The organism is Alkalibacterium putridalgicola, from assembly GCF_040959045.1.
Taxonomy (GTDB): domain Bacteria; phylum Bacillota; class Bacilli; order Lactobacillales; family Carnobacteriaceae_A; genus Alkalibacterium; species Alkalibacterium putridalgicola.
Map to the genome: position 1 here is coordinate 2,421,868 of NZ_CP162615.1, position 17,486 is coordinate 2,439,353.

At 40.8% G+C, this 17,486-nt stretch carries 14 protein-coding genes; 9 read left to right on the plus strand and 5 right to left on the minus strand.

Annotated features, from left to right (window positions below):
• Nucleotides 1-17: 17 nt before the first annotated feature.
• Complete coding sequence (locus tag AB4027_RS11485; RefSeq protein ID WP_368645449.1) at nucleotides 18-599, minus strand: SOS response-associated peptidase; 582 nt, start codon at nucleotides 597-599, stop codon at nucleotides 18-20.
• A gap of 161 nt (nucleotides 600-760) precedes the next feature.
• Between AB4027_RS11485 and AB4027_RS11490 the strand changes: the two genes are divergently transcribed.
• Both AB4027_RS11490 and AB4027_RS11495 read left to right on the plus strand, forming a co-directional pair.
• Entirely contained in the window at nucleotides 761-2,320 is a 1,560-nt protein-coding gene (locus tag AB4027_RS11490; RefSeq protein WP_368645450.1) for an FAD-dependent oxidoreductase, read from the plus strand.
• Nucleotides 2,321-2,667: 347 nt separating this feature from the next.
• Nucleotides 2,668-3,969: an IS1380 family transposase gene (locus AB4027_RS11495; RefSeq protein ID WP_368645451.1), complete on the plus strand. Its 1,302-nt coding sequence runs from the start codon at nucleotides 2,668-2,670 to the stop codon at nucleotides 3,967-3,969.
• A gap of 479 nt (nucleotides 3,970-4,448) precedes the next feature.
• Here the strand turns inward: AB4027_RS11495 and AB4027_RS11500 are convergent, their stop codons facing one another.
• The gene (locus AB4027_RS11500; protein WP_230524721.1) at nucleotides 4,449-4,928 is read right to left on the minus strand and encodes a DUF5626 family protein; all 480 of its coding nucleotides are present in this window, start codon (nucleotides 4,926-4,928) and stop codon (nucleotides 4,449-4,451) included.
• Between the two features lie 1,665 nt (nucleotides 4,929-6,593).
• On the minus strand, nucleotides 6,594-7,976 hold the full coding sequence (locus AB4027_RS11505) for an aldehyde dehydrogenase family protein (RefSeq protein ID WP_368645452.1): 1,383 nt from the start codon (nucleotides 7,974-7,976) through the stop codon (nucleotides 6,594-6,596).
• 217 nt (nucleotides 7,977-8,193) lie between these two features.
• Here AB4027_RS11505 and AB4027_RS11510 point away from each other — a divergent pair, with 217 nt between their 5' ends.
• From AB4027_RS11510 to AB4027_RS11520, 3 genes are all read left to right on the plus strand, one after another.
• The gene (locus tag AB4027_RS11510) at nucleotides 8,194-8,988 is read left to right on the plus strand and encodes a helix-turn-helix domain-containing protein (protein WP_368645453.1); all 795 of its coding nucleotides are present in this window, start codon (nucleotides 8,194-8,196) and stop codon (nucleotides 8,986-8,988) included.
• A 244-nt stretch (nucleotides 8,989-9,232) separates the two neighbouring features.
• Entirely contained in the window at nucleotides 9,233-10,534 is a 1,302-nt protein-coding gene (locus tag AB4027_RS11515) for an IS1380 family transposase (protein ID WP_087059323.1), read from the plus strand.
• Nucleotides 10,535-10,807: 273 nt separating this feature from the next.
• A complete protein-coding gene (locus tag AB4027_RS11520) occupies nucleotides 10,808-11,128 on the plus strand; it encodes a hypothetical protein (RefSeq protein ID WP_368646432.1) in 321 nt (106 codons plus the stop codon).
• Between the two features lie 262 nt (nucleotides 11,129-11,390).
• On the opposite strand, the gene AB4027_RS11525 is transcribed toward AB4027_RS11520, so the two are convergent.
• Nucleotides 11,391-12,497, minus strand: coding sequence for an IS4 family transposase (locus AB4027_RS11525; RefSeq protein WP_368645454.1), 1,107 nt, complete (start codon nucleotides 12,495-12,497; stop codon nucleotides 11,391-11,393).
• Nucleotides 12,498-12,596: 99 nt separating this feature from the next.
• Here AB4027_RS11525 and AB4027_RS11530 point away from each other — a divergent pair, with 99 nt between their 5' ends.
• Nucleotides 12,597-13,055: a hypothetical protein gene (locus AB4027_RS11530; RefSeq protein WP_368645455.1), complete on the plus strand. Its 459-nt coding sequence runs from the start codon at nucleotides 12,597-12,599 to the stop codon at nucleotides 13,053-13,055.
• Between the two features lie 305 nt (nucleotides 13,056-13,360).
• Here the strand turns inward: AB4027_RS11530 and AB4027_RS11535 are convergent, their stop codons facing one another.
• Nucleotides 13,361-13,513, minus strand: coding sequence for a hypothetical protein (locus AB4027_RS11535; protein ID WP_368645456.1), 153 nt, complete (start codon nucleotides 13,511-13,513; stop codon nucleotides 13,361-13,363).
• Between the two features lie 586 nt (nucleotides 13,514-14,099).
• Between AB4027_RS11535 and AB4027_RS11540 the strand changes: the two genes are divergently transcribed.
• From AB4027_RS11540 to AB4027_RS11550, 3 genes are read left to right on the plus strand one after another with little or no spacing between them, the layout of a single operon-like run.
• Nucleotides 14,100-15,092, plus strand: coding sequence for an ABC transporter substrate-binding protein (locus tag AB4027_RS11540; protein ID WP_368645457.1), 993 nt, complete (start codon nucleotides 14,100-14,102; stop codon nucleotides 15,090-15,092).
• Between the two features lie 13 nt (nucleotides 15,093-15,105).
• Entirely contained in the window at nucleotides 15,106-16,035 is a 930-nt protein-coding gene (locus AB4027_RS11545; RefSeq protein ID WP_368645458.1) for an ABC transporter permease, read from the plus strand.
• Entirely contained in the window at nucleotides 16,020-16,823 is an 804-nt protein-coding gene (locus AB4027_RS11550) for an ABC transporter ATP-binding protein (RefSeq protein ID WP_368645459.1), read from the plus strand. Before AB4027_RS11545 ends, AB4027_RS11550 begins: the two co-directional genes overlap by 16 nt.
• Nucleotides 16,824-17,486 lie beyond the last annotated feature (663 nt).

Sequence of the window (17,486 nt, forward strand, 5' to 3'; positions counted from 1 at the left end):
TCTATTGCAGATTCTCTTTATCCTATAATCAATTCCTTCGCTGTTGGTCTCAACAGTGTCTGAACGTCTGTTGGATCAGCATCCAAGTCGAGATACCGTTTCTCGTCTTCAGGATTCAGTATCACAGGCATGCGGTCGTGGATGGGGCGCATCTGGTCGTTGGCATCTGTAGTAAGGATCGCGTAAGTCAGGTAACTGTCACCGTTTTCGTCCGTGTAGCGTTCGCAGATACCGGCCATGGAAAAAATCGGGACGTCTTTGACCGCGATCTTTTTCTTGTCCTTTTTCTTCTGACCTTCGATCGGCTGCCACTCGAAAAAGTACGTCGCCGGAACGATGCAGCGTTTTTTGGCAAAAGGTTCTTTAAAAGTCTTTTTCTCCAAAACACTTTCTGAGCGTGCATTGATCAGCGGGCGCTTGGCAAAGCTCGGTTCGAATCCCCACTTCACAGGATACAGACGCTGATTGGGCAGCAGGACAATATTTTCAGTCGTCGGAAAAATCTCTTCGCTTTCTTCAAATGAATAGCTGTCATCTTCAAGGTCATAGCGTTCTTTCAGTTCTTTATAAGAAGCCGTCAATCCGTATCTTCCACACATCTCGCTCACTCCTTTTCTCCCCTTTATCGTATCAAAAACCGCAGAAAAGAGCGACTCATACCATCCCCTTCAGCCCAGGAAAAAGGGTATCTTTTTCATTCTGAAAAGGAGCGTGCTATACTCAAGAAAACGTTTATATTTTTAGAATAGGGAGGATTTTCATGAATAATAATCAAACCGATTCGCAACTCTCGCAGTTTCCTAATTCCTACTGGCACTCACATCAGACACCCCACTTCTCTCCTTTAATTCAAGATGAATCGACAGAGGTCGCCGTTATCGGCGGCGGGATCGTCGGGATCGTCACAGCTTACTTACTCGCTAAAGCCGGGAAAAAAGTAACGCTAGTCGAAGCAAGAGCGTTTTTCCATGGCGTGACGGGCCACACGACCGCAAAGATCACGGCCCAGCATGCCCTGATTTATTATGAACTGATCCAGACCTTCGGCAAAGAAAAAGCCCGACTCTATTATGAAGCCAACCGGGACGGGCTCGACTTCATCCGCGAAACCTCAAAAAATTTAAACATCGCCTGTGACTTCGAAGAAAAAGATGCGGTCGTCTTTGCATCCAGTGCCAAAGGGCTTAAGCAGATCGAAAAAGAAGCCCGCGCCTACGAAACTTTGGATATCAACGGGACGCTGACACATGGTCAGCTGAGGGACTTACCTTTTGAGACGTTAGCTGCCTTGACTATGCCCTACCAGGCCCATTTTCATCCTGTTAAATACTTGAAAGGACTGCTGGATGAAGTGTCGCGTTTAGGCGGCCAAATCTATGACCGTACGCGTGCCGTTAAACTTTCCAAAAGTGACAACACAGTAACGATGGAAAACGGGGCTGTTTTATCCTATGACGAGATCGTTGTGGCTTCACACTACCCCTTCAATGATTTTGACGGCCTTTACTTTTCAAAACTGTCCATCAACCGGTCTTATGCCATCGCCGGAAGAATCAAAAAACCGATCCCCGATGGTATGTATATCAGCGCCGAGTCCCCTATCCGTTCACTGCGGTCTATTCCTGACGATAACGGCGAGGACTTGTTCCTGATCGGTGGAGACAGTCACCAGACCGGTAAAAGCAATCCGCCCAACCAGGTCCACTTTGAGAATCTTTTGGCCTTTGGCAAAGAATGGTTTGAGCTTGAAGAAGTGGAGTATCACTGGTCCGCACAGGATATGACCACACTGGATAAAGTGCCGTATATCGGACAAATGACCCGCACATCAGAAAATGTCTTGGTCGCGACCGGCTTCAATAAATGGGGCATGGCGATGGGCGTTTCTGCCGCTAAGATATTGACTGATATCATAAACGGAGAAGAAAATGACTACGTGGAATTATTTGATCCGACACGGAATAAGCTGAAAGGAAAAGACATCCAGCGCTTCTCCAAGAAGAATACATCGGTAGGTAAGGATCTGCTGGAAACGAAACTGCAGCGCCCTGACAAGTCGCCGGAAGATTTAGACTTGGACGAAGGCGGACTGGTATCCATTGGCGGAAAAAAATTGGGCGGCTACCGCGACGAAAACGGCGAGCTGCACCTGGTCAAGACGACCTGCTCGCATATGGGGTGCGGTTTGAACTGGAACAACAGTGAACGATCTTGGGATTGCCCGTGCCACGGTTCCCGCTTCTCCTACTCGGGCGATGTACTGAACGGACCGGCAGTGAAACCGCTGAAGAAAGTGGATGAGAAAAAATCTGTGGAGTAAAGTTAGAAATGCTATTCAGAAGTCCGCCAGGTGATGGATCATCTGACGGACTTCTAGCATGTTTTAAACTTATAGGCTTTTTTATCTGTCTTGGTAAATATCAGATCCAAACACAAGCAATAAACTTACTATGATATTCTTAACATCTATTGTAATATAAATTTATTACTTTATCATTATAAATATACATAACCCTAGATAATTCATAGTTTTATGAGTTTGCGCTCTAAAACCGTATTTCTTCAACATTTGTAAAGAGTTTCTTTTTTCACCCATTTGGTGCGTGAAAAAAGAACACCTTTCTGTTAATGTAGATTTGACGAAAATACAAAACAGAGGTGTTCTATATGTCAAATTTACGCGATAATCGACTAAGTTTCAATAAAAATGTTCAAATTTCCTCAAAAAGTGAAAAGCTATCTTCCCATGGCGGATTGATTTTGGTTCGTGAGTTCCTCGAAAAAATTCAGTTTAATAAATTAGTGAAGAAAAATGTGCATTTTGAAGACAAGCGGAAATTCTTTACCCATTCAAAGAACACAACGTTTCTTCAGGTACTGTATCAACTCATTTCAGGTTATAAGTCGGATAGCGCAGCCAATGCCTCGCGGCATGATCCCGTTTTTAAGCTCATCTTAGATGAACAAGAAGGCAGTTCACAGCCAACTATCTCTCGGTTCTTTTCAGAATCGACAGAAAAAAATTTAGATGAATTGAATGACTTGACACAAGCCTTAATCAAGCTGTTTCATGAATCTCAAGCTACACAAGAAATGGTTTTAGATTTAGATTCTACTCATTCTGATACATTTGGTAACCAAGAGTCTACTGATTATAATGCTCATTATGGGACAACTGGCTACCATCCATTGCTTGCTTTTGATGGACTTACAGGTCTTTTTCTTGGAGCTAAGCTGCGTTCTGGAAACCAATATACCTCAAAAGGTGTCGGTTCTTTTGTCCGTGATTTACTAGATTCCTATAAAGACCGTACAACTGAGTTAAATATTCTGGTACGTGGAGACAGCGGATTTGCCACACCTGAAGTTTATGAACTAGCAGACGATTACTCCGTTCAATTTGTGATCCGTCTAAAAGCTAATACGAAACTTCAAACGATTGCAGAACATCTGATCACCTATGGTGATGATACGAATTGGGAAGAAACAGAAGTTCAGTACTTTAACATCGATTATCAAGCAAAATCATGGAAGAAACCTCAAAGAGTAGTGATAAAATCGACACGCGATGGATTGCTTTTTCGCCATGAATTTGTGACAACTAATCTTTCTACTGTTATTCGCAATGACCAAGTGTTTAAGATGTACCAAAACCGTGGGACTATGGAAAACTTTATTAAAGAAATCAAGTCAGGCTTCTATTTTGATAAAACAGATAGCTCTGCGTTTTTGACGAATGCCATCCGGATGACTATTAGCGGAATTGCTTATGATCTTATTCAGTTAATGAAATACTTAGTATTTCCAAAAACAGAAATAAAATCTCTTATCGATACCATTCGTTTTCGGTTCATTAAGGTTGCTTCTCGACTGACACATCATGCTCGTCGAGTTCAAATCCAATTCAGTTGTGCAAATGTGTATGACAAAGAGTTTGAAACGATTCTTCAGAATTTAACTTACCTATGATTCGAGTGTTAAATCGATAATTTTAAAAATTATTCAAAAAAACAAGGGGAAAGTGCGCTCTTTTTTAGTAGAAATGAACTTTTCTTTTCTTCCGTTAGGAAGGAATCTAATCGATTTGTAAAAAAGAAAGAAACATTTCAGTTTCGCCTAATTTTTTGATAAAAATGTCCCTGTATAAAAATCTATGAATGATTCAGGTTGAAGAAAATTATAAAAAGTTAGATTTTATTCTTGGTACAAGTGAGAAAGATGAAGGGTTATTATTATTGGTTCTTTCTTTCCTAGGATTTCTGATTGCACCATTGGGCCTCATTAGTTCGCCCATCGTAATGGCTAGAAATAAAAAAACAAACACACTCTACACGTTTGTGTCCGTAGCCTGTGTTTGTTGCATCGTCTTCAATCTATTTATAGGTTATGGTATTTTAAGCGATATTCTTGGCTGGGGAACGACGACTGTTAATTACTTGATTTAGCAACTAGTACGTAATTGCAATTTTATTAGACTGTACTTTTGCTCTTAGATTGATTGTCGTCGTGAACAAAAATACTTTTCTTTTCAAGTAATAGGTAGCTTGTGTCGCATGATCTACTTTTAATATTGCACTTGTAAAACTGCCTATGTAGGCCACAATAGCAGGTGCGTACGCTTTTATAATCTTGTTCTGACTGACGTCAATTTGATAACTCGCCTGCCATTGACCAGCTGTAGATGCTGATATTTTATACGTGTCATTTTTAACACTTCGTAAACTATTGGGCATTTCTTCAACTTCTATGACTAATGGCTCTCCTTCAGGGCTGACACGTTCGAATGTTTGTGTTCCACCCTGTGCCAAGTCGTAAATTAGCTCCGGTGCCTCTGTTGAAAAGTGGCTTTCTTCAGCGTGCACTTTCGCGGTTGGCAAACTTACAAAAACAAGCATGATACATCCCAATATAAACACAGTTTTTTTCAAAATAGTGCCTCCATTCTCTATAGTGTCCGATCATTCTGTCTAACAGTCTTCATCACAACTCATTTTTCTGGATTCTATATATTAAGTTGCCTTTTTTCAGCAGCATGCTGTCCGTTTAGTTTACCCAACACACCTTTTCCATCCGAATAACTGCTTTCACTCAAGAAACGGAACCCATTAAAAAGGGTGTAAACCACGGGAAAAGTACGCATAAGCTGATGATGGAATAGACAATAGACCCGTTGTTTTATTCATTACATCATCCCTCACGTTAAATACAATAAAACCGATACTAATAACAGCTATTAATAGATATCAAAATCCCATAATCATCTCTTTCTAAAATTAAATTTAACCCATTATATACCTTCTAACTATAACACACTTCATCGTTGGTGTGTCTTATCATACATAATGAGAACAAGATAAGCCCTACAAAAAAAATTTGTTTTTAATAAAACGGATAAGCCACCATAATTGATGACAGTTTCAAAAACTTCTTTAAACGCCTTGTTGTTGACTGAAATCATGGGGGGTAAATAGAAGACCCCGATTGAAACGGCTGTCCGGGTAAGGTGTCCGCTAATATAAGTGCTGAGCCACCGATAATCAAGTGCGCATGTATCACATGACATTCAAAACTATCAGGAATAGGACCTTCAAACTCATCTGACCAGTCATTTAAATACTCTATACCATACACTTCTGCGTCAAATACATTCGTATAAAAATCTACGGCTCTTTTGACTGTCCATCGAGTAACAAATAGGGTGTTAGCGTCATCGCCATAATGAATCTTCCTTTCTAAATTTCACTGAGGTTAGGTTATACCCATCTTCTCATAGGCAGGAAAGAAACACTTCTCATTTATTGCGCAATTTCAATGAATCCGTTAACAACTGAGGTAAGTTGACTAGAATAGGAGGATCTTCCGGCAAAGGTTCACACAATACAACAACAAATTGTTTATTCGAATCTGCAGGGAAGTGATGGCTGTCTTCTTTTCGCCCTTGCAAACAATCATCAAGAACGAAGTAACACAACGGGTTCATTGTGCTTTCAATCGAACAAACTAACAGATAATAAGTCCCATCTGGTATATTTCTGAAGTGGTAGCGGGAGGCTTTGGTTAGTGTCGTTGCGACAATTGGCAGCAGAAAATCCAGTGTGTCGTTTAAATTCTCAGCTGAAGTGAAACTTACTGTAACCAAAATGGTGTGTCACTTTTTCTATTGCCGGTTCTTCAGAAAGTGACCGTTTCATATAGTGTAAGACGGTCGGCATCTTATCCCTCATCAAAAACCGCCATTCATCAAACCACGTTTCCCTTCGTTTGGCTAAATCGCGTTATCATTCCCACACCTTTTTCTTACTGTCGCTTGACCATGTCCCCCTTTGGCGAGTCGCCAACAATGAGTCTGTCAAACACGTCGTTCTTCATTCTTTTATCCGTTAACCACAACAAAATTGCAACGAAGATGCCACTCAGCACCCTTAGATACCATCATTTTCACGTGCACAACTTGATCTGTAATAAAAAAGTGATATGTGCTAAAAAAGAAACACAGGACGGCAGTGGCTCTCGCACTCATCCGTCTTGTATTTCTTTTTTATGTGTCGCGCTTTTGTGTAGGCGTTTTTAGTTTTGACAGTTCTAGACTCTTTTTAAATGTCAGTCACATGATAGGCCAAACGTTTGATATTTAACAAATGCTTTACTTCAACGTTATCTGAAATACTGCTGCCACCAATTGCGCCACAACCTAATGTTAGTGACGGTGCCAATCCTGTTGAAGCACCGATACCGCCGAAAGTCGATGGCGTATTAACCAGTAACCGAGAAGCAACGATTTTTTCACCAAATTCTTCAGCATGATCTAAACGCTTCGTATGCAATGCCGCGGTATGTCCAGCACCTTCATTTCTTAAGATAGCATTGCACTTGGCGATGCCTTGTGACCAATCCGAGACGGTAAACAATCCCAAGACAGGTGTCAATTTTTCACGAGAATAAGGATTTGTTTGGCTCACCTCATCTGATTCTGCAACCAAAACTGAGGTTTCTTGTGGGACGGTTATCCCTGCTAGTTGGGCCACATGATAGGCTGACTGCCCCACAATTTGTGGATTCATCATGCCGTTTTCACGAAGGAGAATGGTGGCTAATTGGTCACTTTCAGCTTTGCTCAACAAGTAGGCGTTATTTTCAATCAAAGCCTCTTTAACCGCTGCCTTAACCGTTGCAAGCGTAATGATCGATTGTTCTGATGAACAAATGGTCCCATAATCAAAGGTCTTACTTTTAATGATTTTTTGAATAGCCGCGTCAACATCAGCTGAGTCATCAATCAAAGCTGGACCATTACCAGGTCCAACCCCAATTGCTGGATTACCAGATGAATAAGCTGCTTTAACCATTTGTCCGCCACCAGTTGCTAAAATTAAGGCTGTATCAATGTGCTTCATTAAAGTTTGCGTGCCTTCTAGTGACGGTTTCTCAATCACTTGAATCAACCCATCTGGCGCCCCTGCCTGAACAGCTGCTTCATTGACTAAACGTGCCGTTTCACTGATGGCCTTAACGGCGTGTGGGTGAGGTGAAAAGACGATTGCATTACGCGTCTTTAGGGCAATAAGCGATTTGAATATAACAGTTGAAGTTGGGTTTGTCATCGGTACAAGTGCGGCAACAACTCCCATTGGAATCGCGTATTCAACGACTTGATTGACATCATCTTTGTGGATGATGCCCACCGTTTTTTCATCTTTTAGCTGATGATAAACGCCCTCGCTGGCAAACAAATTTTTAGTGGTTTTATCTGCAACATTACCAAATCCTGTTTCAGTATGCGCCAGTTCTGCTAAGGACTCAGCTGCTATCGTTAACTTTTCTGATACATTTTTAACAATAGCATCAACTTGATTTTGGGAAAAGTCAGCATATTGCTCTTGTGCTTTTTTAGCCATTTCAATTAAAGCTTCTACCGTCGTCGCCTTTTCAGCCGTTGTGACGGCTTTTTCTGTCGTTTTGCTTTGCTGGTTCATCATGCGTATTCCCTCTTTCTGATTGGTATAACCTTATTTTAAAGCGTTTACATTATAACTGTTAGGAATTATTTGACCTCTTTTTGGACAATTTTTATTTCCTTTCACTAAATGGGATGCCGACACTTTTTCTCTCTTTTATGTGCATTAACAGCCATTTAAGGGTACAATCAAGATAATCACAGCGGCAAAACAGTCCGTTTGGAAAGGATTGATTGACATGTGCGATGCTCTTCTCGTTGGCTTTGAGCCTGAAGATGAGGCGACACTTAAACAGCTTTTTAGTGATGTCTTTTTTAATGTCACCCTTTTGCCCGATCAGGCGACTGCTAAGACGGCCTACAGATTGGCTCAACATCACGCCATCGACTTGCTCTTACTGAATCTTGGCAGTGACCCAACAGATACCATCTTTGACTACAAAATGAATATCCTAGGCATTCAACCAAATGTTAAAGTGATTTTGTTCGATGATCAACCAAACTATGATCGTCTCCTCACTGCACTGCGTTGTGGTGCAATCGATTATCTGGTTAAACCATTAGATTTGAAGCTTTGTAAAACAGCTATTCATCGCGCTATTTTGGCTTTGAATCAGGTTTCGCTTTTAGATTATCATCGCGAGTCTGTGACAGATACGTCTAAGGAAAGTGCACACCAAATGATGCAATACATCCATCAAAATTATGATAAAGAGATCACATTGGGGACATTAGCTACCTTCATGCACCTCAATAAAAGTTACGTTAGCCGCACATTCAAAGAAGTGGTCGGCACAACTTACAGTCACTATCTCAGGCGGTATCGAATAGACCGTGCAAAAGAATGGCTCAAAAATCCGAATCACACGATTACTGACGTGGCCCAAGCCGTTGGTTATCCTGATATTGCCTACTTTAGTCGCTTATTCCGAAAAGAAACCGGTATGGCACCTAATGTGTTCAAACAAAAAGCTGCTGGCGCAATCCCCCCTGCAGCAATCAGCTCATTACCGAAAAACGCCTCCCAACACTAATCTTGTCACATTTTTTGCTAACCTCTTGATAGCCTTGGACATAAAAAAAAGAGCGAATATCTTCGCTCTAAATAGAAACCACTATCCGGTAGACTCAAAAGCCTAAACCTCTTTTGCTGTTTACTGGATTGTTTTTTTCAATGCATCCAAATTGGCTTCCATTTTTCACCCATTTGGTGCGTGAAAAAAGAACACCTTTCTGTTAATGTAGATTTGACGAAAATACAAAACAGAGGTGTTCTATATGTCAAATTTACGCGATAATCGACTAAGTTTCAATAAAAATGTTCAAATTTCCTCAAAAAGTGAAAAGCTATCTTCCCATGGCGGATTGATTTTGGTTCGTGAGTTCCTCGAAAAAATTCAGTTTAATAAATTAGTGAAGAAAAATGTGCATTTTGAAGACAAGCGGAAATTCTTTACCCATTCAAAGAACACAACGTTTCTTCAGGTACTGTATCAACTCATTTCAGGTTATAAGTCGGATAGCGCAGCCAATGCCTTGCGGCATGATCCCGTTTTTAAGCTCATCTTAGATGAACAAGAAGGCAGTTCACAGCCAACTATCTCTCGGTTCTTTTCAGAATCGACAGAAAAAAATTTAGATGAATTGAATGACTTGACACAAGCCTTAATCAAGCTGTTTCATGAATCTCAAGCTACACAAGAAATGGTTTTAGATTTAGATTCTACTCATTCTGATACATTTGGTAACCAAGAGTCTACTGATTATAATGCTCATTATGGGACAACTGGCTACCATCCATTGCTTGCTTTTGATGGACTTACAGGTCTTTTTCTTGGAGCTAAGCTGCGTTCTGGAAACCAATATACCTCAAAAGGTGTCGGTTCTTTTGTCCGTGATTTACTAGATTCCTATAAAGACCGTACAACTGAGTTAAATATTCTGGTACGTGGAGACAGCGGATTTGCCACACCTGAAGTTTATGAACTAGCAGACGATTACTCCGTTCAATTTGTGATCCGTCTAAAAGCTAATACGAAACTTCAAACGATTGCAGAACATCTGATCACCTATGGTGATGATACGAATTGGGAAGAAACAGAAGTTCAGTACTTTAACATCGATTATCAAGCAAAATCATGGAAGAAACCTCAAAGAGTAGTGATAAAATCGACACGCGATGGATTGCTTTTTCGCCATGAATTTGTGACAACTAATCTTTCTACTGTTATTCGCAATGACCAAGTGTTTAAGATGTACCAAAACCGTGGGACTATGGAAAACTTTATTAAAGAAATCAAGTCAGGCTTCTATTTTGATAAAACAGATAGCTCTGCGTTTTTGACGAATGCCATCCGGATGACTATTAGCGGAATTGCTTATGATCTTATTCAGTTAATGAAATACTTAGTATTTCCAAAAACAGAAATAAAATCTCTTATCGATACCATTCGTTTTCGGTTCATTAAGGTTGCTTCTCGACTGACACATCATGCTCGTCGAGTTCAAATCCAATTCAGTTGTGCAAATGTGTATGACAAAGAGTTTGAAACGATTCTTCAGAATTTAACTTACCTATGATTCGAGTGTTAAATCGATAATTTTAAAAATTATTCAAAAAAACAAGGGGAAAGTGCGCTCTTTTTTAGTAGAAATGAACTTTTCTTTTCTTCCGTTAGGAAGGAATCTAATCGATTTGTAAAAAAGAAAGAAACATTTCAGTTTCGCCTAATTTTTTGATAAAAATGTCCCTGTATAAAAATCTATGAATGATTCAGGATAACTTATATAGGGATATGCAGAAACTAAACAGGATGAGGAGAGATATGTATGGCCACAGTTTCACAAGCAAGTATCGAACAAAGAAATGGAAGGACGTCATTTTTTGACGGAGGATTATTTGAACTGATTGCCTGGTCGGTACTAGGAGCGATTCTCACTTTATTCTCGTTAGGTTTGTTATATCCATGGGTATTGTGCCGGCTTTTTGCCTGGAAAATCAATCACACAGTTATCGATGGTAGACGCATGGCTTTTTCCGGCTCCGCTGTCGGACTGTTCGGCAACTGGATCAAATGGTGGGCACTGACCGTGATTACTCTAGGCATATACGGCTTCTGGGTCAATATCAAGCTGGAAGACTGGAAGGCAAAGCACACACATTTTGTTAACTGATACATAACTTCTGATTTAAAAAGAAAGGATTATACATGAATATACTAGTACTTAAAAAAGTCATCCCTACTGTAGGCTATAAATATATTCACTAGTGTTGCATAAAACTATGTTCTTAACGAATTGCACCATTGTTAAATAAATCACAAGTGGTTTTCATTAAAATTTCCAAAAAAGTCAATTGCTGGCGCAAGGGATGACTTTTTCCAGAAATTTTTAGGGTTATTCAGTTGTCGCTTAGTCTATTTGCACTTTCTTTCACTTAACCAGGTGCGAACGATGCTGTGAAACATTCAAACGGTTCATACTGTAACGCTCTGATTTGTCTCAAAATTGTGAAGAGGCTTGATTTCAACCTTAATTCAAGTTTCATCAGTAACGTCAATAAGTAGACTATCATCGCAAGAATCACCTGATTCTCTACACCTTGTTCAGTCTGTGAATAGTACGTTTTAATGGTCAGATGTTGTTTGATGTGCTTGAAAAACAACTCGATCTGCCATCTTGATTGATACATTTTTCCGATGTCCTCTGCTGAAAGATCCATTCGGTTCGTCAGGATACGCAGATTCGATCGATGCTTACGTTCAATCGTTATTAAACGAAACAACCCCGTCAGGTAGGTCGATTTGCCCAGCTGAACCAATTGGTCACTGATAATCCCTGATTCATGAGACACTTCCAAGTGCGCTTGAACATGAACGGCTGTATTCTTTTTAATGCGGGAGACGAAAAAGTAGCCCTCCCAGTTCATTTGATCAAACTGAGTGAAATCCAGATACCCGCGGTCAAAAATATAGGTCGCCCGTTTCTCATTAATAAAGACGTTCAAGTGATCATGGTCGTGTTCAGATGCATTGGACAGTTCGAATTGTTCAGGGTGCACCCATCCTTCTTTCATATGACAGACCTTTAAGTGCAGTTTGATTCCCGACTTAGTCGGGCGAAACGTGCCCCAGGGATACCGCGTTTTATTCAGTGAAAAAGTGGACGAATCAATTAGAAACACTCTTTCTTTTGATTGCACCGCTGTTTTTTCATGAAGCAGTGTAAGTAATTGCGTGAAAATATCCATCAATACAGAGGGTTCAATCTTTCGCAGGGCACGTGACAATTGAGAATAGCTAATAGACTCAATACCCATCACTTTTTTTAATTTTGGGTTGACCAACTGTTGATCCAAATGCCGTAGGCTATCGGTTTCATCATTAATTGCATAAAGAAAGAGTTTCAGCACTTTCTTAAACGTTAATTTTTTTGAATAGCGATCAAACTGACTGATAACCTTTCGAGATGTTTCGCTTAATTTTTCTAAAGAAATATACGAAAGCCATTTATTTATGGTCATTTTTGTTTTATACTTATCCATGCTATAAGTCCTTTGTTTTGGTCTTGGATAAGTCATCCAACCCCATTATAAAGGACTTTTTTATGTGTTGAAACAGTTAAATTATTTAATGCAACACTAGTGAAATATATTATTAAAAAAGAAGCAGCAACTCAATATGAACTTAAAAGCACATCACTTCTTGCTGAACTAGATAAATTTATTGGTCGTATCATTGGTATACCTTTTTCTATTAGAATATCCAATTGTACCTCAGACGACGAACTCATGCTGAAGAGGAAATTTAGTTTTGCATTCCCAAAATATGAAGTATCTAATAATGGTGAATATATAGCTTCAATCAATACTCAGAGAGCCATGACTATTCCGAAAGTAACCGTCAACTCTATATATGGAGATTTCGTAGTAGAAACGAATGCAAAAGCTGATTACTTTGATATATTAAAAGGGAGAACAACTGTAGCTTCTGTGAAAAGAGGACAGAGTTCTTTAAGTGATCAATATGAAATAACAAATTATGATAATACCGACACGGATTTTTTGGTAGCTATAATATGTTCACTAGATAATATTTTTTAAACTAATCATGGTATTATTCTTTTAATTAAAACTCGGGAACTCTTTGCTTTATGGGGTACTATCTCTATCATAAAAGATATTATGTTTTTATTATCCATTATCTAGGAAATTAGGAAAGGAGAATATTTGTGGAAGTAAAATATACAGTAGAGCAAAAGATTTAAAAGAAGCGTGTTTTGAAGCAACTAAAGTCCTTCCTCATTTTAAAAAAAGAAGACTGTGGTTCTCTCTAGTCTTCCCTTTTCTCAGTTTGTTATTTCTTTTATTGCCATTTATTGAAGTGTTGTTTATGGCAAGATAAAAATTTACAAATTAGAATAATCTTGGTTTATTTTTTTTAATAAATGTGGATCCCTAGTCTCTATATAACGATTGCCTAAGTGACGATATGTTGGTTTTTTTAAAAATTGTTCCCGTAGTTGCTGCTTCATTTCCGTTCTTTTTTCATCGGTACTCATTCCACTCCCTCATTTACTCAATTATTTGTTTATACACTTAATAAAAGGAAAAAAAGAGGCAAAAAAACAACCTCTTTTCAAAAAAAGCGAACATATATTCTCTTTTATAATATAAAGCTCTTTTTATTTAAAAGCAAATCCCGAATTTTCTCTGTAAAAACGAATAACAATACGAATAACAATATTAAAATAATTTAATACTTCTCTTGACTTACTCTCATTTATCTCGTATTCTAGGAACATCAACTTTTACAGGAGTGACGACCATGTTAATGACACAGCTTCATACTAAACAATTGAATCACTTCTACTTTAGCTATTTTAGATACTGTTTGTAGACATGACTGACATCGTGGATGCAAACATCAGCATAAAAACTGACTTTGTATCTGTGATGGCTAAAGAAATTTGAGTTGATCAAATTTAGCCACATAGATGAAATAATCTAAATGGCTAACATACGCGTGAACTTTTGGGGCACCCATTTAGATTATTTATATCTAGATGGGTGTTTTTATTTTTAGAAAGAGCGAGTTGACCTATCGTTAACTCAAAAAAAAGAAGAAAATCATAGGGGGAGAAAAAGATGAGAAAATTAATGACAAAGAAAGCAATGGGTATGGCAGTGACGGGACTAGTGGGCTTGACTTTAGCAGCCTGCGGGTCAGAGGATACGGGAGAAAGTGCAGATGGGGAGCAGGAAACGGTAAACGTAGGTATCCTGCAGTTCATGGAACACAATTCCCTGACCGCCGCAAAAGACGGCTTCATCGCTGAACTTGAAGATGCCGGCTACGTTGACGGTGAATCGATCAACTTCGACGTGATGAACGCACAAGGCGACCAGTCCAATCTTCAGAGCATGAGTGAACAATTATCCGGAAACAATGACTTGATGCTATCTATCGCGACACCGGCGGCTCAGGCCTTGGCTACCGCCGAACAGGAGAAGCCTCTCCTCTTTACCGCCGTCACAGATCCAGTCGACGCAGGCTTAGTCGAAAGTAATGATGCACCCGGAGCTAATTCAACTGGCACAAGCGATATGGTGCCTATCGAAGAACAGATCAAACTGCTTTTATCCATTGTTCCAGACGCCGAAACTATCGGTATCATTTATAATTCCAGTGAACCGAACTCGGAGATCCAGGCTAATATGGCCATTGAAGAACTGGAAGCAGCCGGTGTAACGGTTCAGGTTTCAACAGTCACAACTACCAATGATGTCCAACAAGTCCTGACCAGTCTGGCATCAGACGTCGACGGGCTATACATTCCTACAGACAACACCTTGGCAAGTACAGCGGATACCGTTGGTGAAATCGCGATGGAATACCAGCTGCCAGTCGTTGCGGGTTCAACTGATCAAGTTGAAGCGGGCGGCTTAGCCACTTACGGTATCGATTACGAAGCACTTGGACGTCAAACAGCACAAATGGCTTTAGAAATCATCGAAAATGATGCGTCACCTGAAAGCTTAGCTGTCGAAACGTCTGACGAATTTGACCTTGTTGTCAATGAAGATATGGCTGAAGCGTTAGGCATCGATCCTGACAGCATTTCAATCTCAGAAGAATAAGGAGGAACTGTTCATGGCTTTACTATTATCCAGCATCTCGCAAGGCCTGCTCTGGGCCATTATGGCGATCGGTGTCTACCTCACATTTAGAATATTGAACGTTGCCGACTTAACGGCTGAAGGCAGTTTTCCTTTAGGGGCTGCCGTCAGCACCAGTCTGATTGTGAACGGTGTGGCTCCATGGCTGTCCGTCCTGATCGCACTTCTGGGTGGCATGGCAGCCGGTCTGGTCTCAGGATTCCTTTACACGAAGTGGAAGATTCCAGCACTCTTATCCGGTATCATTACGATGACTGGTCTCTACACGATTAACTTACGTGTGATGGGACAAGCCAATATTTCACTGCTTGGTGAAGGAACGCTGATTCGAACAGTCGAAAGTTTCGGCTTGAACAAAACGAATGCTGTCCTGCTTGTTGGATCAATCGCTGTTGGACTCGTTATCCTTGCCCTTCATATGTTCTTTCACACTGAAGTGGGCCTGGCTATTCGTTCAACCGGTGACAATAATGAAATGAGTGAAGCGAACGGTATCCGGACCAACGTGATGAAAGTGATCGGCTATATGCTGAGCAACGGCCTGATCGCGACATCCGGTGCCCTTTTAGCCCAGAACAACGGCTACGCGGACATCAGCATGGGGATCGGGACCATCGTTATCGGTCTGGCTTCCATCATTATCGGTGAAGTGTTCTTCCGTAACTTGTCGATCGCAAAACGCTTACTGACGGTCGTTTTAGGTTCCGTCATTTACCGTCTGCTCATCCTGATCGTTTTAGAAATGAACGTGAACCCTCAGGACTTGAAAGTATTTTCTGCGATTTTACTGGCACTAGCTTTACGCCTGCCAGCCGTTCAAGATAAACTGTCTAAACCGAAAAAAAAAGTTAAATCGACAAAAACGACTAAGAAAGGCGGCGCTCTATCATGGCTACAGCGTTAGAACTGAAGAATATCCATAAGACGTTTGAAGCAGGATCGGTCAATGAGAACCATGTCCTGAAAGGTATCGATTTCACTGTAAACAAAGGTGACTTTATTACAGTCATCGGGGGTAACGGCGCTGGTAAATCCACTTTCCTGAACAGTATCGCCGGCAGTTTCCCTGTCGATGAAGGAGAAATCCTGTTGGGTGGATCAGATATCACGAAAGACTCTGCCTATAAACGGGCTTCTCACATCAGCCGTGTGTTCCAAGATTCCAAGATGGGGACGGCTTCCCGCTTGAGTATCGAAGAGAACCTGGCCATCGCCTGGAAGCGCGGGAAAAAGCGCGGGCTCGGTCGAGGCATTCGAAAAAAAGAACGCGAAGTTTACCGAAATGAGCTGAAAAAGCTCGGGCTTGGTTTAGAGGACCGTCTAAAAATGGACGTGGGTCTCCTTTCCGGTGGTCAGCGTCAAGCTTTGACACTGCTTATGGCCTCACTCGTTACTCCTAAACTGTTACTTTTAGACGAGCATACGGCAGCACTGGATCCGAAAACCAGTCAGATGGTTTTAGACTTGACGGACCAAATCATCAAGGAAAAGAACCTGACAACCTTGATGATCACGCATAACATGGAACAAGCGATCCACTACGGCAACCGTCTGATCATGATGAACAACGGTCGCATCGTCGTGGACGTCTCCGGCGAAGAAAAGAAAAACCTGACCGTTCCTGATTTACTCAACCTATTCAAGAAGAACAGCGGCAGTGATGTATCAGAAGATGCTCTCCTGCTTGCGTAAAGGAAAACCAAGTCCTCGGACTTGGTTTTTTCATATTAAAGGACCTTTTGTGACCCTCAGTATGTTCTGCGATCTGCGAAGGGCACATATACATCTTTTTTGTGACCTTCGCAGCTCTTGCTAGTTCATGAAGGGCACATATACTATCTTTTTGTGACCTTCATAACTCCTGTTGACCCACGAAGGGCACATATACTGCTCTTTTGTGACCTTCGAAACTCCTGCTGGTTCATGAAGGGCACATATACTCTCTTTTTGTGACCTTCACATCTCCTTCTAGCTCGTGAAGGGCTCATATACTGCTCTTTTGTGACCTTCGTAGCTCCGGTTGATTCTCGAAGGGCACATATACATCCTTTTTGTGACCTTCGCAGCTCTTGCCGATTCATGAAGGGCACACAAACTGACTTTCCGTTACCTCCGGACACCTTTCCCCCTCGTGAAAGGCACGCAATCCAACTTCCCTTTACCTTCATACCTCTTCCAAACTTACGAAGGGCACACAATTCATCTTCCCGTTACCTTCACAGCTCTTCCAATCTCGTGAAGGGCACTCAATTCATCTTCCCGTTACCTTCACAGCTCTTCCAATCTCGTGAAGGGCACTCAATCCACTTTTCCGTTACCTTCACAGCTCATCCCAACTCACGAAGGTTACACAAT